Annotated in this window: 16 protein-coding genes; 4 read left to right on the top strand and 12 right to left on the bottom strand. The window is 33.2% G+C overall.

What is annotated here, in order from left to right; translation table 11 throughout:
• Positions 1-65 precede the first annotated feature (65 nt).
• Both JI750_RS16775 and JI750_RS22230 read right to left on the bottom strand, forming a co-directional pair.
• Positions 66-503: a hypothetical protein gene (locus tag JI750_RS16775; RefSeq protein ID WP_202004619.1), complete on the bottom strand. Its 438-nt coding sequence runs from the start codon at positions 501-503 to the stop codon at positions 66-68.
• A gap of 101 nt (positions 504-604) precedes the next feature.
• A complete protein-coding gene (locus JI750_RS22230) occupies positions 605-1,081 on the bottom strand; it encodes a YcxB family protein (RefSeq protein WP_369410036.1) in 477 nt (158 codons plus the stop codon).
• A gap of 419 nt (positions 1,082-1,500) precedes the next feature.
• On the opposite strand from JI750_RS22230, the gene JI750_RS16765 reads away from it, so the two are divergent.
• The 4 genes from JI750_RS16765 to JI750_RS16750 all read left to right on the top strand — a co-directional run bounded on the left by JI750_RS16765 (position 1,501) and on the right by JI750_RS16750 (position 6,377).
• The gene (locus JI750_RS16765) at positions 1,501-2,592 is read left to right on the top strand and encodes a sensor histidine kinase (protein WP_202004613.1); all 1,092 of its coding nucleotides are present in this window, start codon (positions 1,501-1,503) and stop codon (positions 2,590-2,592) included.
• 6 nt (positions 2,593-2,598) lie between these two features.
• Complete coding sequence (locus JI750_RS16760; RefSeq protein WP_202004610.1) at positions 2,599-3,918, top strand: sigma-54-dependent transcriptional regulator; 1,320 nt, start codon at positions 2,599-2,601, stop codon at positions 3,916-3,918.
• A gap of 435 nt (positions 3,919-4,353) precedes the next feature.
• A complete protein-coding gene (locus JI750_RS16755; RefSeq protein WP_202004607.1) occupies positions 4,354-5,334 on the top strand; it encodes a helix-turn-helix domain-containing protein in 981 nt (326 codons plus the stop codon).
• Positions 5,335-5,366: 32 nt separating this feature from the next.
• Entirely contained in the window at positions 5,367-6,377 is a 1,011-nt protein-coding gene (locus JI750_RS16750; RefSeq protein WP_202004604.1) for a helix-turn-helix domain-containing protein, read from the top strand.
• A gap of 116 nt (positions 6,378-6,493) precedes the next feature.
• Here JI750_RS16750 and JI750_RS16745 read toward each other — a convergent pair whose 3' ends face one another.
• From JI750_RS16745 to pelA, 10 genes are all read right to left on the bottom strand, one after another.
• A complete protein-coding gene (locus tag JI750_RS16745; protein WP_202004601.1) occupies positions 6,494-8,470 on the bottom strand; it encodes an OmpA family protein in 1,977 nt (658 codons plus the stop codon).
• Between the two features lie 22 nt (positions 8,471-8,492).
• Positions 8,493-9,410, bottom strand: a complete 918-nt coding sequence (locus JI750_RS16740; RefSeq protein WP_202004598.1) for a PorP/SprF family type IX secretion system membrane protein — start codon at positions 9,408-9,410, stop codon at positions 8,493-8,495.
• Positions 9,411-9,430: 20 nt separating this feature from the next.
• Complete coding sequence (locus JI750_RS22225) at positions 9,431-10,645, bottom strand: T9SS type B sorting domain-containing protein (RefSeq protein WP_202004595.1); 1,215 nt, start codon at positions 10,643-10,645, stop codon at positions 9,431-9,433.
• Positions 10,646-11,047: 402 nt separating this feature from the next.
• Entirely contained in the window at positions 11,048-12,457 is a 1,410-nt protein-coding gene (locus tag JI750_RS16730; protein ID WP_202004592.1) for a thioredoxin-like domain-containing protein, read from the bottom strand.
• 78 nt (positions 12,458-12,535) lie between these two features.
• The gene (locus JI750_RS16725; protein ID WP_202004589.1) at positions 12,536-14,932 is read right to left on the bottom strand and encodes a phage tail-like protein; all 2,397 of its coding nucleotides are present in this window, start codon (positions 14,930-14,932) and stop codon (positions 12,536-12,538) included.
• A gap of 90 nt (positions 14,933-15,022) precedes the next feature.
• A complete protein-coding gene (locus tag JI750_RS16720; RefSeq protein ID WP_202004587.1) occupies positions 15,023-18,316 on the bottom strand; it encodes a phage tail-like protein in 3,294 nt (1,097 codons plus the stop codon).
• A gap of 330 nt (positions 18,317-18,646) precedes the next feature.
• Positions 18,647-21,067, bottom strand: a complete 2,421-nt coding sequence (locus JI750_RS16715; protein WP_202004584.1) for a phage tail-like protein — start codon at positions 21,065-21,067, stop codon at positions 18,647-18,649.
• Positions 21,068-21,560: 493 nt separating this feature from the next.
• The gene (locus JI750_RS16710; RefSeq protein ID WP_202004581.1) at positions 21,561-22,307 is read right to left on the bottom strand and encodes a rhamnogalacturonan acetylesterase; all 747 of its coding nucleotides are present in this window, start codon (positions 22,305-22,307) and stop codon (positions 21,561-21,563) included.
• Between the two features lie 64 nt (positions 22,308-22,371).
• Positions 22,372-23,727 carry a glycoside hydrolase family 28 protein gene (locus JI750_RS16705; protein WP_202004578.1) on the bottom strand — a complete coding sequence of 452 codons (1,356 nt, stop codon included), beginning with the start codon at positions 23,725-23,727 and terminating at the stop codon, positions 22,372-22,374.
• A 12-nt stretch (positions 23,728-23,739) separates the two neighbouring features.
• Positions 23,740-25,746 (bottom strand): pectate lyase, encoded by a 2,007-nt coding sequence (gene pelA, locus JI750_RS16700; protein WP_202004575.1) that lies wholly within the window; start codon positions 25,744-25,746, stop codon positions 23,740-23,742.
• Positions 25,747-25,926: the final 180 nt, after the last annotated feature.

Genomic DNA, 25,926 nt, shown 5'->3' with positions numbered 1-25,926 from the left:
CTGCTTTTAAAGCATCATTTTTTAACCAAAATGTACTCACTAAAAAATATAAAAAATAAAATAAATTACATCAAAAAGTACATAGCTCTGTAATATTCCTGAAATTTTTTCAGAGAATCTTTTGAAGGTTTAAAAGTTTTTCTGTCTGACTTAAAATCCAATTTACTACTAAAAAATTTCTTTAGTTCCTTTAAAATTTCAGTTCTTGTTTTTGACTCATCAAACAAAATGAAATTATATGTCTCTTCTAAAAACGATGCACTTCTATATAACTGGATATCAAACAAACAAACCAAAGCATGTAACTCGCTTCTTTTTTGTGATAAAAAATTGAGCAACTCTTTCCTATCATTTATTACATAAACTATGTGATCAAATTCTTTTTTCTCACTTTCATTCAATAATGATTCTTCAAAGAAATCAAACTCTTCTTTAAATTTTCGCTTAAACATCTTCAAGAAAGTTGTACTGTTATCACATACTAAAATCTTTTCCTTTTGCATTCTCATCTCATTAAAATATACCACAAAATTAAACGGATTAAGAAAAAGCAATTACCTATATAAGTTAGAAATTTAACACTATAAGGTAATTTTAAGTTTCTTTAAACTTTTACAATAGGTATAGCATTTTTCTCTATAAAAATTAACAGTTCCTCTATCTTTCTAAAATTATAATCTTTTCTAGATATTGAAATAATATAATTGTTACGTTCTTTAACATATAGAAATAGAAAATTTTTAGTCAAAATCGCTTTTTCAATTTTTGACCATTTGTGTGTTAGTTCTCCCAATGGTGATCGAACATAAATTTCTTCACTTGTAAATGTAATTTTGTATTTGCTGTGAAACCTTTCAAATTTTAATAGTTTTTTGGTCAACTGAAAACTTATTTTCGAAATTGTATTAATAAAAGAATACTCGATTGCAACAAAAAAAATAATTAAAGCTAAACTTCTAATTAGCCATGCAGAAAGATCTGTATCTTCATTGATTGAAGCAAAATCAAAAGAGATTACAATCAGCGGAAAGAAAATTGATATATATATAAACCGCTCTCTAAACAAATATTTAAAATACATTTTATTTAGTTTTCTGATTTCAGAAAAGTTCAATTTAAATTCTAATAAAAAATTAGTGGTATTCATTTTTTTTTTGTTTTCAGATAACTTTGAAAACAAAAGTAATTTTATGTCATTTTTTTATTGAGACAATAAAGCTTTTAAACTATTAGAATAAGACTTTTTTTAATCCTAATCTTCACCTCATTTTTTTTAATTGTGATAAAAAATTATATGTAGAGTTTTATCGCCTTTTATTAAACAAAACTTTTTTTCAAACCTGCCTTTAAAAGTCAAAAAACTAATAGAATAAGACGCAAAATAAAAAGTTATTTATTTTGTTTTCAAATAGTTAACTACAATACATATTTTGTTTTTATAGCAATATTATTTACTTACTTTTGCCATAAAACCCAAAATAAAGAAAACATTTTCCTACAATGAACACGCTCTCAACTGAAGAAAATTTAAGAGAAAAAATTAAAGAACTTAGTTGTCTTTACGAGATTTCAAAAATTATTTCAAAAGCTAATTCAATCAACATACAGACTTTACATGATATTATCATGAACGTAAAAAATGCTTGGAGATATAGCGAAGATACTATCGTCGAAATCCATATTGCAGACTATCATTTATCTACATCAGAACAAATAGGAGAAAGCATTTTTCAATCTAGTTTTATACAAGTAAACAACATTGATTGTGGCCATATTAAAGTACACTATCCTTTGCAAAAATATTCACAAAATGATTTTGACGATGATGAACAAAAATTATTAAACATCATTGCAATAGAGGTTGGCAATTATATCGAAAAATATCAAACCCTAGAACAGAAAGCACAGCTACGCAAAACTATTGAGCGAATGGAACGCCTTACTCTACCTGGAGAAATGACTGCGGGAATTGCTCATGAATTAAATACGCCTTTAGGAAATATTTTGGGTTTTGCAGAGCTTATAAAAGAGCAAAATACTGATCCTGAAATTGATTCAGATATTTCGATTGTTATAAATTCGGTTATCTATTCTAGAGAAATTGTCAAAAAACTAATGTTCTTTTCTTACGAAATGCCTCAGAAATTAGAATTACAAAAAATAAAACCAATTATCGTTTTTGCATTATCATTTCTAAAATCAAATTTTCAAAAAAAAGAAATTAAAACTGAATTAACCTTTAAAGATGAAAATATCGTTGCAAAAGTAGATTCGGTTCAAATCACGCAAGTTCTTTTTAATCTGCTCATAAATGCCATTTTTGCATCCCAAGAAAAAAGTATCATTAAAATTATTGTAGATCACGATGACAACAATTTATATCTAAAAATTGAAGATCAGGGAACTGGCATTCCAGATACTATTAAAGAAAAAATATTTGAACCTTTTTTTACAACCAAACCAGTTAATTATGGCTGCGGATTAGGTTTAAGTGTTGTTAACGGAATAATTAAAAATCATAATGGTGAGATTATTTTACAAGACAATTTTCCAAAAGGATCGATTTTTATAATCAGAATCCCATTAACTTAAAGTAAAATGAATTCAAAAAAAGAAAATATATTAGTTGTAGACGATAATAATGAAATGTTAGATCTTATTCAGAGACAATTAAAAACTTTTAATTATCGTACGTTTAAAGCTTCTTCTGTAAATGAAGCAATAGAAGTTCTAAAAACGGCCCATATAGACCTATTGATAACTGACCTTGATATGCCTGAAATTAATGGTTTGGAATTATTAAAATATACCGATGAACATTATCCAGCGATACCAAAACTAGTAATATCTGGCATCCCTTCTGTTCCCAATGTCGTTTCTGCAATCAAATCTGGCGCATTAGATTATTTAACAAAACCATTTACAAGTGACGAGCTTTATAAATCAATTAGAAGTTCTCTGGTAAAGAATTATGTCATTTCTAATGATTTCCAGAATTCTAAAAATGATATCCTATATAATAATATAGTCGGAAAATCTGTACATACAAAAAATATTATTAAAATAATTGAACGCATAAAAGACACTAAAGCTACTGTACTTATAGAGGGCGAAAGCGGAACCGGTAAAGAACTTATAGCTAGAGCCATTCACTTTACAAGCAATATAGCATCCCAACCTTTTATCGTTGTAAATTGTGGTGGGATTCCTGAAACCTTAGCTGAATCAGAGCTTTTTGGCCACACAAAAGGCTCCTTTACAGGAGCCACAGAAACTAAAACAGGCTTATTTCAAGCAGCCTCAGGCGGTACAATTTTTTTAGATGAAATTGGCAATGCTCCTCTATTACTACAAACTAAGCTATTAAGAGTTATTCAGGAAAAAGAAATTTTGAGGATTGGTGCTACAAAGCCAGAAAAAATTGATGTGAGAATTATATCAGCAACCAATAGCAATTTAGAAAACATGGTCGCAAAAGATCTCTTTAGAGAAGACTTATATTATCGTCTAAACGTTGCCAATATAAAAACGACACCTTTAAGAGAACGAAAAGAAGATCTTCCGGTATTAATAAACACTTTTATTGATAAGTATGCTAACGAGTATGGTAAGCCAGAAATAAAAATAAGTGAAAAAGTAATTGAAGTTTTGTTACGATACAACTGGCCAGGTAATATTAGGGAGCTTGAAAACATTATTCAGAGAATGATAATTATGAGTGATGACCTTATCAACTTAAATCAGGTTCCTGAAAAGCTTAAATATGATATACCAGCTTCATCTAAAATTCTAAAATCATTAAAAGAATATGAAAAAGAACAAATCTTAAAAGTTTTAGCATCTGTCAATCATAATAAAACAAAAGCTGCCCAAATTTTGCAAATTGACCGCAAAACTCTAAATCAGAAAATTCTCTAAAAAAAGGGTACTTTTTCCCCATTAGGCCATAAATTACTTACTCAATTTTAGTCTAAAAAAAGAATCTCAATTTAATTAATTGATTTACAACAATATAAAAATAAAGGCATATAATTTGCCTTTAAAAGTCAAAAAAGTATTAAAATAAATCAAAATTAAACAAATGAAAGCACTTCTTAAAGAATGGTCATTTCTGTCTTTTAAAAAATTTAAAAGTCATCTATTTTCAATTGAGTTTCTTTTCGTCTTCAAGGAGCGTCCAATTTATGTGTCTTTATACCCCACATTATAGCCATTGAAAGTTTGCATCCTTTTTCCAAATCCCATCTCAAAGCACAATAACCTACACAAAACTAAAAATCAACAACTTACAAACAAAAATATTATCAGTTTAGTAAAAATAACTTAACTTTATAATACAAAATCCACATTTCCATGAAAATAATTAAACATTATTACGATGCAGATCTTTCTTGGGTAGAGCATTATGCTGCACAAATTGGAGGAAAAATTGAAGGAAATTTTATCCTACTGCCAGAAGACTCTCAATCAGGAATCAGGTATTTTTTAGACTGTGGCGATGGCATCGTAGCCTATTATATAAATGTAGAATACCAAAGAAATTTCCAATTAATACAGCAGAATTTAAATCAGGATTTTGTTGGTTTTTATTATAATCTAACAGAAGGAGAAGCCTCTGTCAAAACTGATTTTCATGTTTACAATGTTGGCAGATGGAATTATAATCTAGCTGTCATTGACGGATCATTGGAATCGGAGTACAATGTAAGAAAAGGAAGTAAAACTTTTGCCTTATGTATCTTTATTAAAAAGAAAATGATAAAAACCTTCACTCAAAAAAATAATATTGTCATTCAAAATATTGATTCAATACTTGACCCAAAAGAAAATACGATGATCCGTTTTGACAGAATGAGCAACGAAAGTTTTCATATAATAAACGATTTGAGAAAACTACAAGTTGGCGGATCAATTTTCAATCTACACTTAAAAGGCACTGTTCACTTACTAATTTCAAATTACTTAAAAAAAATAGCTACCAGAAAAATTATTATCCAAACAGTTAACAAAACAGATTTAGAACATATTATCGCAATCCAAATGTATTTAATTGAACATATTAAAGATCATTTTCCTAGTATAACACAAATGGCTAAAATGTCTAATATGTCTGAATCGAAATTCAAAGCTCTATTCAAGAAAATAACTGGAAATACGGCAAATGTCTTTTTCATGGAAAATAAGTTATTGCTGGCCAAAGAACTTATTGAAAATAAACAACTGACGATTTCACAAATTTCAGATCAGCTAAACTTTACCAATAATTCTTATTTCGCTTCAAAATTTAAGGAACATTTTGGGTTATCACCTAAAGCATTTTATAAACAATTGTAAAGCAGTATCAATAAACCATTAGAAACAAGTCTATGAGAAAAGTTACGCATTATTACAGTTTAACGCCAGAATGGCAATATGATTTAGTAAAACAATTAAATACAAAAGTAATAGATGATAAACTTATTATTGTACCTGACGATATTGGAAAAGGCTTTTTTTATTTCACTCAAGTAATGGAAGGCATCTCTGTTGTTTATGCTGATTTAACCACAACTGCTCCTTTTAAATTAACAAGACAAAAATCAGAAAATGAATTATATATTTTTCATTTTGATTTGAGCGAACATATCAATCTAATTAAAATTAATGAGATTGATTATGAAATTGGTGCTTTTAATCGATTGGATTTAGCGATACTTGATAATCAAATAGAGAGTACATTTAAACCAACCATAAATGAAAGGGCTATTGCTCTAAGATTGCTTATTGATAAAAAATTACTCCACGATTTTATTCAAAAATTCAAAAAGAGGGAGACCACCTTTAACCATAATGAAACAAGTAATAAAAAAGTCTTTTATCATTATGGAAATATTGATAGTAACAGCATATTACTAATTAGGTCACTCCAAAACAAATCCGTCAGCGATCTTTCTTATGATTCGTTCATAAAAGGAATTTCATTAAAAGTCCTAGGCAATTTTTTTAATAAATTTTACATGTCTGAAGATAAAGATGCTCAAATCACAGAGGTTGAAAGCGAAGCTCTAGAAAAAACTAAAAATTATCTAACCAATAACTTATATGGTCCGTTTCCTTCATTAACTTTTTTATCTGGAATGGCTGGTATGTCAGAATCTAAATATAAAAGCCTTTTCAAAAAACATTTTGACAATACTCCAAAAAATTTGTTTATAAAAGAAAAAATAAAACTTGCTCAAAAACTTTTGAGAAGCGGAGAATACACTACATTGACAACCGTTATGTATGAACTTAATTATACCAAGCTTAGCTATTTCTGTACTAAATATTTTGAAGTTCTAAAAAGAAAACCTACTGATGATTTTGTCAAAAAATATCAAATAAAAAAAGTGACTTAAAGTCACTTTTTTTATTTATTAACCATTCATAAAGCAAAAAATCAAATATCTAAAACCTTCTTTACAAAAAAAGCTGCTGATAATTATTCAGCAGCTTCTTAATGAAAAAATAACTTCTATTTACCAAAACTGATTATAAACTCTGATCGTCTATTTAATTCATGTTCTTGTTCTGAACATTTAACTCCATTTGAACAATTGTTCAATAAACTAGTTTCACCAAAGCCTTCACCACTTAATCTTTCTTTAGCGATACCAGCATTAATAATATAGTCTACTGTTGATTTTGCTCTATTTCCGGAAAGTTTCATATTGTATTCATCTCTACCTCTACTATCTGTATAAGAATTAACTTTTATCGTAATATTAGTATGATCTTTCATTACTGCCACCACTTTATCTAATTCTTTTTTAGATGATTGTCTAATATTATAACCATTTAAATCAAAATAAATTGGATTCAGTTTCAATTTTTTAGCTAAATCATCGCCTTCGTTAATTTTGACTTTCTGTCCTTCAACAATAACCTCCAGTTCTTTAGTTACGTCAATATTAAGTTCTTTTTTCTCAAGTGCTTTTAAAGGTGGAACTTCAATAGTTTTGTTAGCATAACCAGGTTTACTATACACAACTTTTACACTTTGAAATGGCTCTACTAGAATCTTGTAATTTCCATCATTGTCAGTTTTAGTTTTTCCAATACTTTCATTGTTTAAGTTAAATACTTCAATGTCAGCATTAGGAACTGGAATACCATTTTCTGAAACAACTCCCGAAATTGTAGGTCGTATTTCAAAATTAAAATCTATTGGTCTGTTCTCTGTGAAGCTATATATATCATCATTATCACTTCTATTTGAAGAAAAATAACCTTTTTTTGCGTCATTAATAGAATATGCAAAATCATCTGCACTTGTGTTTACACCATCGCCTGCATTTACTACATGATATTTTCCATCACTGTCTTTTATTGCGGCAAAAACATCAAGTCCTCCAAGTCCAGGATGTCCATCGGAAGAAAAGTATAGGATCCCTTTATTGTCTACATAAGGATATGTTTCTCTACCTGGAGTATTAATTTCATCTCCCAATTTTGTCACATCGTTTCCGATGATATTTCCTTTCTTTAGACTAACAACATACAAATCTGAATTTCCAAAACTGTTATTACGATCTGAAACGAAAAATAACTGAGACTCATCAGAGCTTAATGCCGGATGCGCAGATGAAAAGCCATCGCTATTTATCGGAAAAGCTAATTCTTTTACGTTTTTCCATTCTCCTTTTACATTTTCTGCAACATAAATTTTCAAGAAAGTTGTTTTATTTTTATCAATTCCTAATTTTCCATCAGAAAAGTTGTTTCTAGTAAAATACATGTACTTACCATCCTTCGTAATAGCCGGACTACTTTGATGGTATTTGGTATTTACCTCCCCTTTTAATAGTGTTGAATTTTCCAAGTCTCCATTCGCAGTAATATCAGCCGAATACAGTTTCATGAATGACTTTTCATTCCAGCTATGTTTACGTTTAAAGATGACTCCCGTATCCTTTGCTGACGCATAAACAATTTTTTCATTTTGATTAAATGCTGTCCCAAAATCAGAAACTGGAGTATTAATACTAACTGGTTTAAAATCATAGCGCCCTGATTGTTTTTGAATATTAGCCATTAACTTTTCTTCTTGCCAGTTTTCGCTAAGATCTTTTTTATTAGTCATAGTGTAGTATTTTTTCATTACTACACTTGCTTCATTATATCTCTTAGTATTATTTAATGCTTGAGCATATCTAAAATAAAATTCTGGTTCTGCATTCTGTCCTGAATTAAAAACTTTAGAGTATGACTCTGCTGCATCAGAATATTGTCCATTAAAATAATAGCTGTTACCTAATTTTGTATATACTTCAAGAGAAGTATTTCCTTTATCTACCAGTTTTTTATATAATTTAGCTGCTTCAACAAAAGCAAATTTATCATAGAATTCTTTTGCTCTCTCAATTTTTTTATCCTGTGCTTTAAGACCTCCTATTTGCACTAAACAAATACAAAGTAAAACCAGTGCAGTTTTTATCTTTTTAGAAATCATTTTTTATCCTAGTTTATAGTTGTTAAAAGAATCTTGGCGTAACCAGTCTGTATTTACTCGTAGAAAAAAGATCAAATCGAAGAAAAATTTCATGAGACCCTGAATTATAGTTTCCAATTTTTTGAGTATCATAATCATAGGCATACCCAATATTTAGACCTGGTGAAACCTGAAAACCAGCCATAGCACTTACCGCAGCGTCCAATCTATATGCCGCCCCTAGTGTGAACATCTCACTAAATAAAAAGTTTGCAGATATATCAACCGCCAAAGGTGCCCCACTAACCATTTTTGCCATTACTGCTGGCTTAAACTTCAAGTTGTCATTCAGATCAAAAACATAACCTCCCATCGCATAAAAATGCATTTTTTGAGAAGCGACAGATACTTTAACATCATCATAAAATTTTGTTTCCAAAATCATTGGTACAGATAACCCTGCATACCATTTTGAAGAGTGGAAATATGCCCCTGCTCCAAAATTTGGAGAATTTTTTGTTAAAACACCTGTAAGATAAGGATCATTAACATCTTGAATTGTAGCTTTAGTATAATCTATTTGTGCAAAATTTCCTGAAGCACTAACCCCTAAAGATAAGTGCACATCAGCCGAAAGCCGAACTGGGTAAGCATAGCTTGCTGTTACAGTGGTTTCTTTTGTAAATCCTATTTGATCATTAATCACAGACAATCCTAAACCTTGCCCGTTTTCAGTAATTGGTGATTCTATAGAAAAATTTGCAGTGGTAGGAGCTCCGTCAAGTCCTACCCATTGAGTTCTATATAATCCAAAGATACTCGGTAAACCACGTGTTCCTGTATATCCTGGGTTTATTGTCATAGTATTATACATGTATTGTGTATACTGTGATTGTTGTTGCGCCGAGACTTCGAAAACCCCCATTAACAACAATATTAATATGTATGAAATCTTTTTCATTTGTTCTAGTTCCTTATTAATTATTGATTATTGATATACAAATAACCTGTTCGTTCTATCGTACGTTTATCTGTATTGTATTTCAACACATAGAAATATGTTCCAGTTGGAAGTTTATCTCCTCGCTTAATTGTAGCACGACCATCTGAATATCCTTTAAACATATTATCACTTTCGTTATATGATTTAGTTTCATAAACTTTTACTCCCCATCTATTAAAAATCTCTAATTGATTATCTGGGAAATTTTTAATCCCTTCAATTAGGAAACTGTCATTTAAACCATCATCATTTGGTGAGATCGCATTGTATATTTTTACATCTTCTGGAATTGGCGGTACTTTTTTAACCAAAGCTGTTGTAAATATTCCATAACCACTAACTTGTGCGGTCAACAATTTTTCATATGGTTTCCCTGCCAGCGGATCGCTTACATCTCCCCCTTCACTGATCCATTTGTCTGAATCCGCATCCCATCGTGCTATTACCACATCATAATCATCACTTGAATTAAAAAATTCTGATGGAGTAGTTCTACTGTCCATTGACAAACTCAGAATGATTTTATCAGCTCCTTTGTTTTGAGTTACTTCCCAGTATTCATTACCATTGATTTTTTGTAGTTTTTCATCCCTCTTATCATGAGTATGAAGACTGCTCGAATTTTTATTTAAATACTGTGTAGTATAAATCATCCCATCACCTGTACCTACACTATGATAAGATGGTCTGAAATAATTTCCTGCTCCAACAGGAAATTCAAATGATCCACTTCCGATTTTTTGCACTTGCCCATCAACAAAACTCAAATCACTTGTTAATGTATGTGTTGCTTTATCTTTAAAAATCACCAAACCACCGTAATCACTTGCCAGAATTACGCCTTTATCAAATATAGAATTACCGCCTATAAGAATTTTTCCACCTAAATGAAATGGAATTAAGGAAGATGTATTTTTAAAAGATACATTCTTGAAATTAGAAATTTGAGTTCCTTCTATAAATTGATCCTCAAAACCAGTAAAAAAAGTAAAACCATCCTTACTATCTGTATAAGTGACTATACCATCATTTTTCCAATTTTGAAAAATATACAATTGACCATCATTTATAAAATTCCCCTTTGGAGTATTTTCATAATCCATATAAATCGCCATTACTGCGTCTTTATCTAATTTTAAATCTGTTTCATTAACCAATTGAGCTTTTATTTCATGACAACTAATTAAACTCACTATTAGAGCTATAAAACCGCTTTGACGCTTACTATTTAATAAAATAGAAAATGATCTTTTTTCTATTTTATGTAAGTAATTATTTTCCATAAATAACTATTTTAATTATATACAAACTGCACATTAATTGAGAAGCAAAACTAAAGCAATAATAAAAGCTCGATATCCCTTAAAAGTTTTTGATGTATCAGAATAAGATTAATTTTACCATTTATCCCTTTTTATAAGGGAAGATAAAAGTGATCTGTATATTAAATATTTAAAATGTTTTAATTTATTTTTAAATACTAGTAGCAGGCTATAACATTCTTTTCAGTAAAACAGTTAGCTAGTTTTTCAAAAAAAAAGTTGTCTTTTCTAAGACAACCTTTTTTTTGAAAATTTATATGTTTATTTTTTTTATCATTCGTTAGAAAAATAATTCGCTAATTGATTAAAACTAGCATTCTTTAACAATACTTTTTTATCTTTATCTAATAAATACATTGCTGGAATACCATCAATCCAATACTTTTCTGTCAATTTATCCTCTCTATTTTCATCCCATAAATTCAACCAGTTTTCTGGCGAACTATTTTCATTGTTATACTTTTCCCATTTTGCTTTGTCTTGTTCTATATAAACAGACCATATTTTAAGATTTTTCTGTTTTCCTGCCCAATCTTTTACTATTGGAGTCGCTTTTGCACAAGAATGACACTCAGGATCATAAAAATACAATAAAATATAGGTTGCTTTTGATTCTTTCAGCACATGCGATTTGCCACTAGAATCTTTTAGTGTAATGTTATTGGCAATTGTTCCTATTTTATTTTTTTGAATTATTTTAATCTGCTCACGGATCGAAAGCTTTTTCCAATCTGGAATAAAAGTTTGCTCCAAACTTTTATTAAGAATGGCAATAGTAACATCATTATTATAATAATCAGATCCTGGTTTATTGTAAATCTGAAACATTGCATCAGAAATGATCTGAAATAATTGCGGATTTACTTTACTTTTTTCTAATAATTCAACAACAATTCCAACAGTATTTGAATCATCCGGATTAAACTGTCGCGTGTAATTTTCCGTTTTGTCAGCTAAAAATGGGGTATTTAACAAAAGCGTATCTTTAAAATCAACTCCTGACCAATAGTTTTTCCTAATAAAATCAGTTGCCGTTTTATATTGTATGGATGACGTATGCTCTAAGTAGCTTTTAAATTTATCGTCAGGATTTGGTGGTATATTATTGCAATTTATTATGGACGCCAGTAATGTCTCTGGATAACCTTTTGCAGTCTGTACTCCAAAATTGTAAAATTGCTGCTGGGCATCAGTCACTTTTTTTAGGAGTAATTCTTTTTCCTTTTCAGTTGACACAGAGCGTAACTGTACTCTGTAATTATCCTGCTGCATAAAATACTGTCTTGCAGCTTCAATGTAAGCTCTATAAACATCCCCTTCTACATTTTTATCAACCTTTATTTTATCACTACTCTCTTCGCACTCTATATTAATTTGTTCTTTTTGCTCTTGGGATAAAAGTATCTGAATTGGTTCTTTTTCAATAATTGATGGAGTGCTTATAAAATACATTCCAGGTTTTAATGCTTCTTTGGTAGCTATGCTTATTTTTCCCGCTACAACGGCATAAGCTGTATCTATCTCAATTCTTTTACTATCTCTAAAACCGTACAAATAAGAAGCATCTCCTTTTTTGATATAAGCGTTTTTAACAACAATAGCTGATTGACTATACGATTTTGTAGCTATCGAAGTTATGCACATAATTAAAACAATTACTCTTATAAAATGTTGCTTTCTCATTAATCTTATTTTTTACCAAATTACAAAAAAGAGATCTCTTATGGGAGATCTCTTTCTTTGTAATTATATTTTGATTTTTTATTTCATGAAATATTGCAATAATCTTCCTCCAGTTGTAGGGTTACTAACCATTACACCTGATGAGCCAGTAGTATTACCTGAACAAGCTGCATTGCCAGTTTTACAATTGTAGAAGTGACCATTTACTTCCTGACCACCTTCACCAAACCAACCAAAATAATTAGGGTTTCCTGCACCGCTAACAGTAGATCCACCATCCCAATTAATATGGAATGCATAACCACCACTATGATAAGGTTGCATATAAACACCACTAGTCTTAGTGCCATAATAAGCTACATTATTTGCACCTGTTCCAAAAGCAGTACCTAAAATTTTACCTGTTCCTATCCAGTTACGTTCAGTACAACTATCATATCTGATATCTAAATTATTATAAACTGTAGGAAATATAGCATAATTCGCCAAAGCATTAGCATCATTTACATCTTTTGCAGCCGCTACTCCTGATGCAATACGAACCTTAAAGTATAATTGATTTTCCGGACTAAGACCACGCATTACTGCTCTTGGTAAACGGAAATTTTCGTAATTAATAGTCTCAGATGTGTAATTATCAGCATTTTTAGGCTGATCTACATTAAATCTAAAATAATCTCCGTTTATATTTCCTTGATTCACAGTCTGGTAAGTCGTAAGTGCTGTTTGTTCTGTAAATGACCAAACTAATGTTAAACCACCATTAGTCATATCGCAAAAAGTTTTGATTGCCTGACCTGCATAACCTGTTGCTGGCTTGATCCAATATTCACCATCCTTAGCAGTAGGAATATCACTTAAAATATCTGCACAACTAGTAGCAGGATTATCTTTTGCACCTTTACTCGCTATAACATTTATCGTTATCGTACATACTGTTTCATCTTTACTATTTTTTATATCAAGACTAATCAATCCGCTTGCTTCTGGAGTTCCGCTAGCTTTAAATATTATTGGATTCGTTCCCGCCGAAGCATTCCCGCTCGCAGTAAGTGTCATACCAGATCCACTAGCAGACAGATTGTATGGTCCTGCTTGAGAAGCAACCATATTTACTGTTGCTGTTGCACCAACCAATGCAGCATTAGATTTCCATGTTCCACTTTGCGAAGGCGCACTACAGCTGCCTAACGTAAATACAGCTTCATTAGGAGAAACAACCACCTTAACATTTGAACAAATTGTTGCATTTGAAAGCTTGTCTGTTATCGTATACATTTGATCACCCACCGCTGTAGGTGTACCATCAGCATACAAAATCATTTCATTATCTTCACTTGAACCCGTTTCAGTAAATATTCCAGATCCGGCAAATTTCAATCCATTAATCAAATTGGTTTCAACTTTCCAAGGTCCTACTTTAGTAACATTAGTTGTTATAGTAATTTTATTCTGACCTGTACTAGATTGGCCTGCAATTAATAAACCATCAACTTCAACTCCTGCATTACAGTCAACAGTTACTTCTGCTTTTGTACTTGTTACCGGAACTTTTACAGCACAGCCTAAAGAAACATCTTCTTTATCAAGAATATCAAATGTAATAACCCCATCAGGTGCTTTCCAAGTTGGAATACTACCAATAACAGGACGAAGATTTACCTGATTAAAACCTGGATATGCTAAAGTACCAGAAGCAAAAAATGAAAGACCGTTTTGTGCAACTGTTTTAAAGGTATAGTTACCTGCTTTTGTGACATTAAGATTTAAAATGATCATATCGGAACCTGTAACTTCTTTGCCTTCCTCAAATTTGCCAACAACCTGCGTATTATTACAATCAATTGTAAATACAGCATTATTTTCTGTCACAGTTACAGGAAATGAAGAACATACCGTAACACCAGACTGATCAACAATATTATAATTAAAAGTCCCTGTTGTTGTTGGTGTTCCAAAAGCTGGAATTTTTATAATTTGAGGAGCTGGACTTGCTGTGCTAATAACAGACGATAGAAAGAAACGCACTCCATTTTGAGTTTCAGCTACAAAAGTATATGCACCTGCCTTCTTTACTACTACTGAAAGCTCCAAATACTCATTATTAGTTACTGGAACATCTTTATAGTAAATTCCTTTTATACCACTTGAAGCACAATCGACATCGAATTTAGCTATCTGCACGGGATTGCATTCTGTCCATGCATCACCTTTCCAGGATTGAAGACATTTTTCATCTGTATTGTAAACACTTAAGCCATTATTCTCTGCTTTTAATGATGCCTGTAAAGCATTTATCTGCACCTGCGTTAAACGTGGAGGCATAAAACCTTTTGTACCATTTTTTGAAAGAATTTCAACAGTTGCATTAGCATCTCCCTTTTGAGCACCTCCAATAACAACTGGATCATTGCCTTGTGCAAATGTCTGCATCAAAGTAAAAACCATTATTAAAGTAAAAACTATTTTTTTCATTATTATTTTTTTATTGTTTTTATATAAATTAAGGATATTAAGTTTCGGTCATTGTAAACATGACCGAAACTTAATAACTTTAGAAATGAATTACATTGTATAGGTAATTACATACCAATTTTCACCATCAGATTGTAAAGTGATTTTTGCACTTCCTTTACTTACCCCACCAAATAAACTTGCTGCGATGTATGGATATTGATCGGTATCTGAATAAATTACATTGACATCAAACTTAACCTGTACTGCAGTATCCGTATTAGGTATAACAACATTATGTTGATTAATAACAATAATTCTACCTTTGTTATCTGCCGCATTAGGAAGTTTAATAGTAATATCTTTTGTCAATTTATTTGCAATAATTGTATAATCATCAGCTTTTACTGTATAATCATCAGAAGTTGCCACAATTCCTAAAACATTTGGTTTAACTGTAGCCTTCCATGCCACAACACCTGTTTCAGATGTCGTCAGTACATCTCCGACTACTGCTGAAGGAACAATGTTTACTGTAGCAGCCTTGAACGTTGCTCCTGTGCCTGTAACTTCCAAAACTGTATCAGGAGTGGTCGTTGTAATGTCTGCCAAGTTAATTATCTCTGTTGATCCCTCGCCTACATAAGTCAATGTGTTTGCAGTTGCATTATGAGCTAAAGTTGTCTTGGTCTCTCCCGCCGCGATTGCTTCACCTAAATCAATTACATTCGCTACAGAATTTTCATTTGTATATGTTAGCTTATTGCTTGCTTCATCAAAAACCAATGATGTCAGTGTTTCTTTGTTTGCAGGAACCCATTTCGTATTATCTTGCGGATCTCTTACGTAAACTGTCCCAGTGCTATAATCTATATACATCTGAACAGTAGGATCTAAAGCAGGTGTGCCCGGTGCTCCAGGAGCTCCGTTTCCTCCATTGATACCGTTTTTACCATCGATACCATTAATGCCATTGATTTTTACCCAGTTCGCTGAACCGTTATTCCATTCTATCGTACGGGCTTCAGGAGTATCTGCTGTACCGACGTAAGCATAAATATCTGTACCGTATTTGATGATCGCATCAAGAGTCGTTATTTTTCCGTCTACACCTTTCTCTCCCGTTGCTCCGGAAATACCGTCCTTACCGTTCAATCCGTTGATTTTTACCCAGTTTGTCGAACCGTTATTCCATTCTGTCGTACGGGCTTCAGGAGTATCCGCTGTACCGACATAAGCGTAAATATCTGTACCGTATTTGATGATCGCATCAAGAGTCGTGATTTTTCCGTCTACACCTTTCTCTCCCGTTGCTCCGGTAATACCGTTCTTACCGTTCAATCCGTTGATTTTTACCCAGTTTGTCGAACCGTTATTCCATTCTGCAGTACGCCCTTCAGGAGTATCCGCTGTACCGACATAAGCGTAAATATCTGTACCGTATTTGATGATCGCATCAAGAGTCGTGATTTTTCCGTCTACACCTTTCTCTCCCGTTGCTCCGGTAATACCGTTCTTACCGTTCAATCCGTTGATTTTTACCCAGTTTGTCGAACCGTTATTCCATTCTGCAGTACGCCCTTCAGGAGTATCCGCTGTACCGACATAAGCGTAAATATCTGTACCGTATTTGACGATGGCATCAAGAGTCGTGATTTTTCCGTCTACACCTTTCTCTCCCGTTGCTCCAGTAATACCGTCCTTACCGTTCAATCCGTTGATTTTTACCCAGTCGGTTGACTTGTCCTTATAGGCTTTAGCACGTCCTGCAACTGTATTGTCATCTCCTACGTAAGCGTAAATATTTCCATTTGGATCTTTTACGATGGCATCCAGAGTCGTAATGGCTCCATCTGTTCCCGGTTCTCCCGGTACCCCCTTAATTCCTTCAATGCCATCTTTACCGTTTATTGGAACCCATTGTCCAGGATTTTCAGGATCTTTAACGTATACTGTTCCGGTTGTATAATCAATATACATTTCTACAGTAGGATCTAAAGCAGGTGTGCCCGGTGCTCCAGGAGCTCCGTTTCCACCATTGATACCGTTTTTACCATCGATACCATTAATGCCATTGATTTTTACCCAGTTCGCTGAACCGTTATTCCATTCTATCGTACGGGCTTCAGGAGTATCTGCTGTACCGACGTAAGCGTAAATATCTGCACCGTATTTGATGATCGCATCAAGAGTCGTGATTTTTCCGTCTACACCTTTCTCTCCCGTTGCTCCGGAAATACCGTCCTTACCGTTCAATCCGTTGATTTTTACCCAGTCGGTTGACTTGTCCTTATAGGCTTTAGCACGTCCTGCAACTGTATTGTCATCTCCTACGTAAGCGTAAATATTTCCATTTGGATCTTTTACGATGGCATCCAGAGTCGTAATGGCTCCATCTGTTCCTGGCGCTCCGTCAACTCCAGGGATTCCATCGATTCCATTTTTTCCTGTCAATGGAATCCATTTATCTGGATTTTTAGGATCGCGAACATAAACGGTTCCCGTCTCATTATCAATGTACATTGCTACACTGTCACCAGGATAACCTGCTTCGCCTTTTGCTCCTGGTACTCCTTTTCCACCAATAACACCGTCTTTTCCATCTCTTCCATCTAAGCCATTAATCTTAACCCAATTTGGAGATTTAGCAGCCCACTCCGCATCGCGTCCTGCAACCGTTTTATTGTCTCCAACATAAGCGTAGATATTACCGTTTGGATCTTTTACGATTGCGTCAAGAGTCGTAATTGAACCGGCCGTTCCTGGCACTCCTGTAGCTCCAGCAATACCATCAAGACCACTTACTGTAATCCATTTATTTGGATCCTTTGGATCTCTTACATAAACAGTTCCAGTATTGTAATCAATATACATTTGAACAGTACTATCTACAGCAGGTGTACCTGGAGCTCCCGGAACCCCGTTTCCTCCTACAATACCGTTTCTGCCGTCTAATCCATTTTTACCGTTTATTGATGCCCATGTACCGTCTGCATTCTGCACATAAACAGTTCCTGTTGCTTTATCTGTATACAAAGACACATTTTCACCTGGATACCCAGCTTCCCCTTTATTACCAGGAATACCTGTACCAGTAGCAATACCGTTGGATTCTCCTGAAATAATAAATTTATTCCACCTATTATTATACCAATAGTAATAACCCGGAACAACATCAGCAATAGTTTTTGTGTTAAAAACTAATAAGCTATTCACATTGCCATTCTTAATGGTAGTCCTATCAACAGTGCTCGTTAACTCAACATTAGGAATCAGCATCCCTTTGTCGCTTGCAAAAACCTCTAGTTGAGCAGAAGGCGTAACCTCTTTCTTTCCTATCACAACTTGAGAGTAGGCAGAATAACTACCTATGACAAAAAGTAAAGGAAGTAATTTATTCTTCATATGATTTAATCATTAATGGTTTATTAATTTTTTTTAAACTCTTATCAACTTTGCCATATAAAATCTAATTTAAATTCAATTAATATCTTAAAACAGCATGCTGACTCAAACAATTCATTTCAAGCAACAAAGGTCAGAGTAATACATATTTATATTTACCCTGAAAAGTTTTAAAACTTACAGTTTAAGACATTCTTAAATCTTGTAATAAATTTAATTTCCAAGCATTCGCTCTTGAAAAAATAACATCTAAAATGTTTAATAAAAAAAGAAGAGAATCCCTTTGGATTCCCTTCTTTAAAAATCATTATTATAATCAATATAAAAAGCTTACATTGTGTATGTGATTACATACCAGTTTACACCATCAGATTGTAAAGTGACTTTTAAACTTCCTGATGTTACCCCTGCAAACATACTAGCAGTTAAATAAGAATAACTCGCTTTTCCTGAATATTTTAAATTGTAGTTAAAATTAACAACCAAAGGCGTAATCCCATCTTCTTTAACTGAATCAAATTGATTTATTACTAGCATTCGCCCTTTATTAACTGTAGGATCTGGCAGATTAATAGTAATATTCTTCGTCAGTCCATCAGCAATAATAGTATAATCATCATCCGTCAAAGTATAGTCATCAGCAATTACTTTAATAGCCATAACATTTGTTTTTACCGGAGCCTTCCATGCCACAACACCTGTTTCAGATGTAGTCAATACATCTCCGACTACTGCTGAAGGAACAATGTTTACTGTAGCAGCCTTGAACGTTGCTCCTGTGCCTGTAACTTCCAAAACTGTATCAGGAGTGGTCGTTGTAATATCTGCCAAGTTAATTATATCTGTTTCCCCCTCGCCTACATAAGTCAACTTGTTTGTCGTAGCATTATGAGACAAAGTTGTCTTGGTCTCTCCCGCCGCGATTGCTTCACCTAAATCAATTACATTCGCCACAGAATTTTCATTTGTATACGTTAGCTTATTGCTTGCTTCATCAAAAACCAGTGATGTCAATGTTTCTTTGTTTGCAGGAACCCATTTCGTATTATCTTGCGGATCTCTTACATAAACTGTCCCAGTGCTATAGTCTATATACATCTGAACCGTATCGTCAATAGCTGGTGCGCCTGCAGTTCCCGGAGCTCCGTTACCTCCCGAAATACCATTTTTGCCATCAATTCCGTTTTTACCGTTTAATGGAACCCAGTTTGGAGATTTAGCAGCCCATTCCGCATCACGTCCTGCAACTGTCTTATCTGTTCCAACATAAGCATAAATAATTCCATTTGGATCTTTTACAATTGCGTCAAGAGTCGTGATTGAACCAGCCGTACCTGGCGCTCCTGTAGCCCCTGCAATACCATCAGCCCCATTCATACCGTTGATCTTAACCCAGTTTGGAGATTTAGCGGCCCATTCCGCATCACGTCCTGCGACTGTCTTATCTGTTCCAACATAAGCATAGATATCGCCGTTTGGATCTTTTACGATTGCGTCAAGAGTCGTGATTGAACCAGCCGTACCTGGCGCTCCTGTAGCCCCTGCAATACCGTCAGCCCCATTCATACCGTTGATCTTAACCCAGTTTGGAGATTTAGCGGCCCATTCCGCATCACGACCTGCAACTGTTTTATCTGTTCCAACATAAGCGTAGATGTCTCCACTTGGTGATTTTACAATCGCATCCAAAGTAGTGATTGAACCTGCTGCTCCTGGCTCTCCATTTGCACCTGTGATTCCGTCTTTACCGTTAAGACCATTGATCTTAACCCAGTTTGGAGATTTAGAAGCCCATTCCGCATCGCGTCCAGCAACTGTTTTATCTTCTCCAACATAAGCGTAGATATCGCCGTTTGGATCTTTTACGATTGCATCAAGAGTCGTGATTGAACCAGCCGTTCCTGGCGCTCCGTCAACTCCTGGAATTCCATCGATTCCATTTTTTCCTGTCAATGGAATCCATTTGTCCGGATCTTTAGGATCGCGAACATAAACGGTTCCCGTCTCATTATCAATATACATTGCAACATTATCTCCTGGATAGCCTGCTTCGCCTTTCGCTCCTGGAGCTCCTTTTCCGCCAATAACGCCGTCTTTTCCGTCTCTTCCGTCAAGTCCGTTGATCTTAACCCAGTTTGGAGATTTAGAAGCCCATTCCGCATCGCGTCCCGCAACCGTTTTATCTTCTCCAACATAAGCATAGATATTACCTTCAGGATCTTTTACGATGGCATCCAGAGTTGTAATGGCACCATCTGTTCCTGGCGCTCCGTCAACTCCAGGGATTCCATCGATTCCATTTTTACTTGTTAATGGAATCCATTTGTCTGGATCTTTAGGATCTCGGATATAAACTTTTCCAGTTTCACTATCTATATACATCGCTACACTGTCACCAGGATAACCAGCTTCTCCTTTATTACCTGGAACTCCCTGTCCTGATATAATACCTGCTGATTCACCAGAAACAGTAAATCTATTCCATTTATTATTATACCAGTAGTAGTATCCTGGAACAACATCTGAAATACTTTCTGTGTTAAAAACTAGCAAGCTTTCCACATTTCCTTTTACAATAGTAGTAGCATCTGTAGTTCCTGTTAGTTTTACTCTCGGAATTAACATACCCTTATCATCAGCAAATACCTCTAACTGAGCAGAAGGATTAGGATTTAATTTTCCAATACCTACTTGAGAGTAAGCAGAATAACAACCTAGTACAAAAATTAAAGGAAGTAGTTTATTTTTCATTTTATTAATTAATTTAATGTGTTGATAATCATTTTCTTTTTTATATACATCATTAAAATCAACATTTCAATTCCAATAAAAATTTTATCTTTAATTAATGATAAGAATGTTTTATTATGAACTTTACTAATTCTAAAATTGAACTCAGTACTTGAAATATGTGATTATAAAAAAACAATCACATTTTTGAAATTTTAGAACCCTTTACAAAAACACTGATTTTGAAAGCGCAAAGTTCTTTCTAAGCATCAGGAAAAATTACCAGTAAAAGTTTTTAAAATTGTAGATTAGGGTATATTTTAAATATCTTAATCCAAACTCAATTAAATTAATGCATCTCAGATAAAGAAAAATTAAGATTCTTATAAAAATTATCTGTAATTAATACACATAAAAAAAGGGAAAGCATTGTGCTTCCCCTTCTCTCATAATATTATATTTTCTTCTTCTTATTCTATATCGTATAAAATATATTTAAAGCTATTAAAATCGTTTAATTTTTAATCTGTTTTTTTAATCTTTCCAAAGAGGGAGCTTGTAAAAGCTTAATTTGTGCAACTACAATTTGAGCAATTTCGGTAGCTCCTTTTAAAGATAGGTGAGTATCGTCGGCTTTGTCTTTATCGTAATAAGGGTTCTCTCCTGCTTTAAAGTGTAAGTGCAGTTCTCTTGATTTATCAGGTCCATACGATTGTTCTAATAATTCTGTATAATATTCCAAATCAATTAGAGGCACCTTATATTCTTGTGCAACTAAACGAGTTTCCAAAGGATAATCACCATGAGTGGGAACTAAAACTCCTTTCTCATTAAAATTTCGTCTAGAAATAGAGGTAAGCAAAATAGGTATTGCTCCTTTCTCTCTGCTTTCTTTTACAAATTTTATTAAATTATATCTGTACGCAGTATGCGGATTTGTATAACGACTTGGGTCTTCTATTTTTTGATCATTATGTCCAAATTCTATTAAAACATAATCACCTTTTTTTAATTGTTTATAAATAGAATCCCAACGCTTTTCGTCAATAAAGCTTCTGGTGCTTCTGCCATTTACGGCTTTATTTATTATTAAAATATTATCGTTAAAAAATGGCTGTAATACCTGCGCCCATCCATGTTCTGGGTTACGATCGGGATCTTTTTTATTAGCCATCGTAGAGTCTCCAATACAATACACTGATGTTTTTTGTGCAAAGCAAAACGATGTGATCAGAAATGTTATTAAAATATATTTTTTCATTTTTAAGTTTTTTCTTTTTAGCCGATAGTTATTTAGATTATCAGTCTTAGCCCTTTGCCTCAAACTAAGGTTTCGAAACTGCTGTAGGAACTCCTGCCCTCTGACCTATGAATACATCTGTCATTAAAACATTTTCTGCATTTTCGTTTGATAATGCATTTTTTACCGATTTGATCTCTATATTTTTTAAAGAAATATTTTTGATTTTCTTGTCTGGAAATCCTTGAATGACAATTCCCGATTCTGAAGCTTTGTTACAAGTAATATTTGAAAAATATACATTCGATATATCAGACTGATAACCTTTCCCCTCTCCATGATAATTTGCTGTAATGTACAAACAGTCCTCAACTTGATCTAATTCAATATTTCTAACAAATATATTTTTAATATATCCCCCGCGATCTGCGTTGGTTTTCAAATAAATTCCTCTTTTTAAATAACCCACAGTTTTACAGTTTTCTACAAAAACATTCTGAACTCCAGCTGACATTTCGCTGCCAATTACGACTCCGTGCAGTCCTTTAAAATTACAATTTCTAATGATAATATTTTGGCTTGGCGTCGCTGTATTAGCTCTTCCTTCATGGTCTCTTCCCGCTTTTATGGCAACATTGTCGTCTCCATTGTCAAAAGTTACATTTTCAATTAAAACATCTTTTGCATATTCTGGATCGATTCCGTCATTATTATGATTCAGTGATTTATAGCTTATGCCACGAATAGTTATACTTTCTGATTTTAAAAGATGCAGACACCAGAATGGCGAATTTTCGATTCTGATATTTTCGACCAAAATATTCTTGCAGTTTAAAAATTGAATCATCTGCGGTCTCAAAAAGTAGCCTTCTCCAAATTTTCTTTCTCTCAATGGAGTATTGTTATGGTTCATGTCACGGCTTCGATTTTTACCTTCCTTTTCTTTTGCTTTAAAGGTTTTCCAAATCTTTCCACCTTCTCCATCAATAGTTCCTTCACCAGAAATGGCAATATTGGTGCAGTTGTTAGCATAAATAAGCGGACTGTAATTATAGAGCATTGTTCCTTCCCAACTTGTTAAAACCAATGGCAAGTAATCTTTCGGATTATCACTGAATTTTATTTTTGCGCCTTTTTCTATCTTAAGATTTACATTGCTTACAAAATGAATCGGTCCGTTAATTTTATAAGTTCCTTTTGGGACAATAATAGTTCCGCCGTTGTTCTTTTTGCATAATGCCATCGCTTTATCAAAAGCCTTTTTATTGTCTGAAACAAAATCTCCTTTTGCTCCTAATTTCGTTACATTGATTTGAAAAGAAGGAATTTCTGGAAGTTTTATGTTTTTTACAATAGAATCGACTTTTGCTGACGGAAAATCACTATTCTGAGCAAATGAAGCCCACGAAAAGAGCATTATAAATAGATATTTGAAATTCATGAAATTCATTTTTTATTTTAAAGGAGAATACCAATTTGTAATCTTATCTCTAAGAATATTCTCTATAGAATATTGCACTGCTTCTTTTTTGGTAAGCTGATGTGACCACTTCACTCTTTTTGTTGGCTGAAATCCTTCACCTTTGCAATTATATTCGGCGTAAAAGGTATTTTTTTCTGCTTCTGGTTTTGACCAATTTTCCCAACCTTCAGGTTTAATTTGAGAGCCCATTTCGCAGTTTATAAAAACGGTTTTCGCATAAATACGCCATGGTCTTCCTAAATAAACGTCTTTAGCTTCTGGATTTGCCGTGAGTTTACAGTTTTTAAAAACGAATCCAAACTGCGTTCCTTCTGGCGTTGAGGCTGCTGTGATATATGAACTTTTGATACTGTGAATAGTACAGTTTTCAAATAAAGCTGTTGCGCCACCAAATATAAAATCGGTTGTGCCCTCAATATAACAGTCTTTAAAATACTGTTTGGCTTCTTTTCCTGATAAATACAAAGTATCCTGATTTCCTAAAAGATTACAGTTTGTTATTTTGACGCGATTTGCTGTAACTGACAATGCAATAGCCTGTCCGCGTTCTCCTGAAGTATTTTTAATAGTTAGGTTTGATGCCGAAAAATCGTCTGCTTCAACCAAAAGTGTGTAGGTATAAAAAGTACTGTTTCTTCCCAGAGCAATTTTCGAAAAATTATCATCAAATGTAATAATGGTGTTTTCTTTGCTTTCTCCTTGCAAAACAACATTGGTATTCCATTCTGGAATTCGGACTTTCTCGTTATATGTTCCGTTTTTTACAAAGATTGTCACTTTCTCATACGGAAAAGCTGGAGTCGCATAAACAGCATCTTGTATTTTTGTGTAATCTCCAGAACCGTCTTGCGCTACAGTAATATAGTTTACATTTTTCTTTTCGGAAGCGCCTACTTTAGTGCCGTTTTTAACTGCCCAATCCGGAAATTTTTTCAAAACTTCCTGCGGTGCATCTGAATACCAAGAGTACCCATTTCTTCTTTCAGATCCAATTTGATCTAATGATTTTTTCTTGATTCCGTCGCGATCGCAAAAGAAAGGCTCATTGGTTTCCAAATCCATAAACCTTGCCCAAATGGGTTTAGCATTTGCTGTTGGAATCATTTTTTTGTCTACGATTTTTCCAGCGTCATTTAAGACTCTTTTTTCTTCTAAATTAGTGATTTTTGTTTTTTCAAACCACTCCACAGCACTTCTTACGGCTGTTACAATTTCTCTTGAAGGTTTATTAACTGACATTAAAAGCAATACAATTTTTGCTGATTCGTAACCGCTTAACGAAGCCAACTCAAAAGCTCTAGCATTTGCAGGAGCCAACGTAATTTCATCATGCTGTGCGCACCATGCCGTTAAAACTCCATTTTGTTTGTATTGTGTTTTTAAAATGCAGTCGATTCCTTTATCAAATGCTTTTTTGCATTTTTCTACAACTTCTTTTGATGGTTTAATGCTGTAATAATCCGATTCGTCTGCTACGGCTTTTATGACATTCATAATATTCACCATCGAATCGTCATTGTAGGTAATGTGCGTATAATAGCCTTTTTTTAACGGATAAAACTGCGGCCAACCGCCATTTGCATATTGCGCTTCTAGTAGATAATTTAAACCTTTTAAGAAAGATTCTCGATAACGCTCGTCTTTTACCTGCGCATACATTCTAGACATAAACAGCATTTCCTGACACGTTGCTCCGTTGTCTGTTGTCGTTTCTACGGCAGTTTTTTTGAGTGCAATTAAATCTTTTTTCTGCTTTTCAGTCAACTCATCTTGCATCTGAATATTTTTTGGCCAGCCTCCAATGTCTCTTTGGTAGAGCAGTACATTTTCGGCTATTCTTTTTGCATCTGCTGTTGTAAACCAAGCGGCATCACTCTTACGAATAATGTCAGGCCATCTTTTATAAGTGGTTTGAGCATGAATTCCAATGCTTAAAAATAGAATAAGCATTAAAGCTGTTTTTTTTAATTGCATCATTTAATCGTTTTTTAATGCTTTTATTGTAAGGAACTATTTTTGTCTTCTAAAAGTGAAAAATTAGCTCATTTTCAACCATACTGTAAGAAAAATCATTTGAACACATATTTAAGAAATCTTTTTCTTATAAAATGTGTTTTGATATTGCTTTTTAAATTTAATACAGCACAATCAAATTAT

The sequence above is a fragment of the Flavobacterium tagetis genome, assembly GCF_016735615.1.
In the GTDB taxonomy this organism is placed as follows: Bacteria; Bacteroidota; Bacteroidia; order Flavobacteriales; family Flavobacteriaceae; genus Flavobacterium; species Flavobacterium tagetis.
This window is presented reverse-complemented; position numbering and strand designations above follow the sequence as displayed.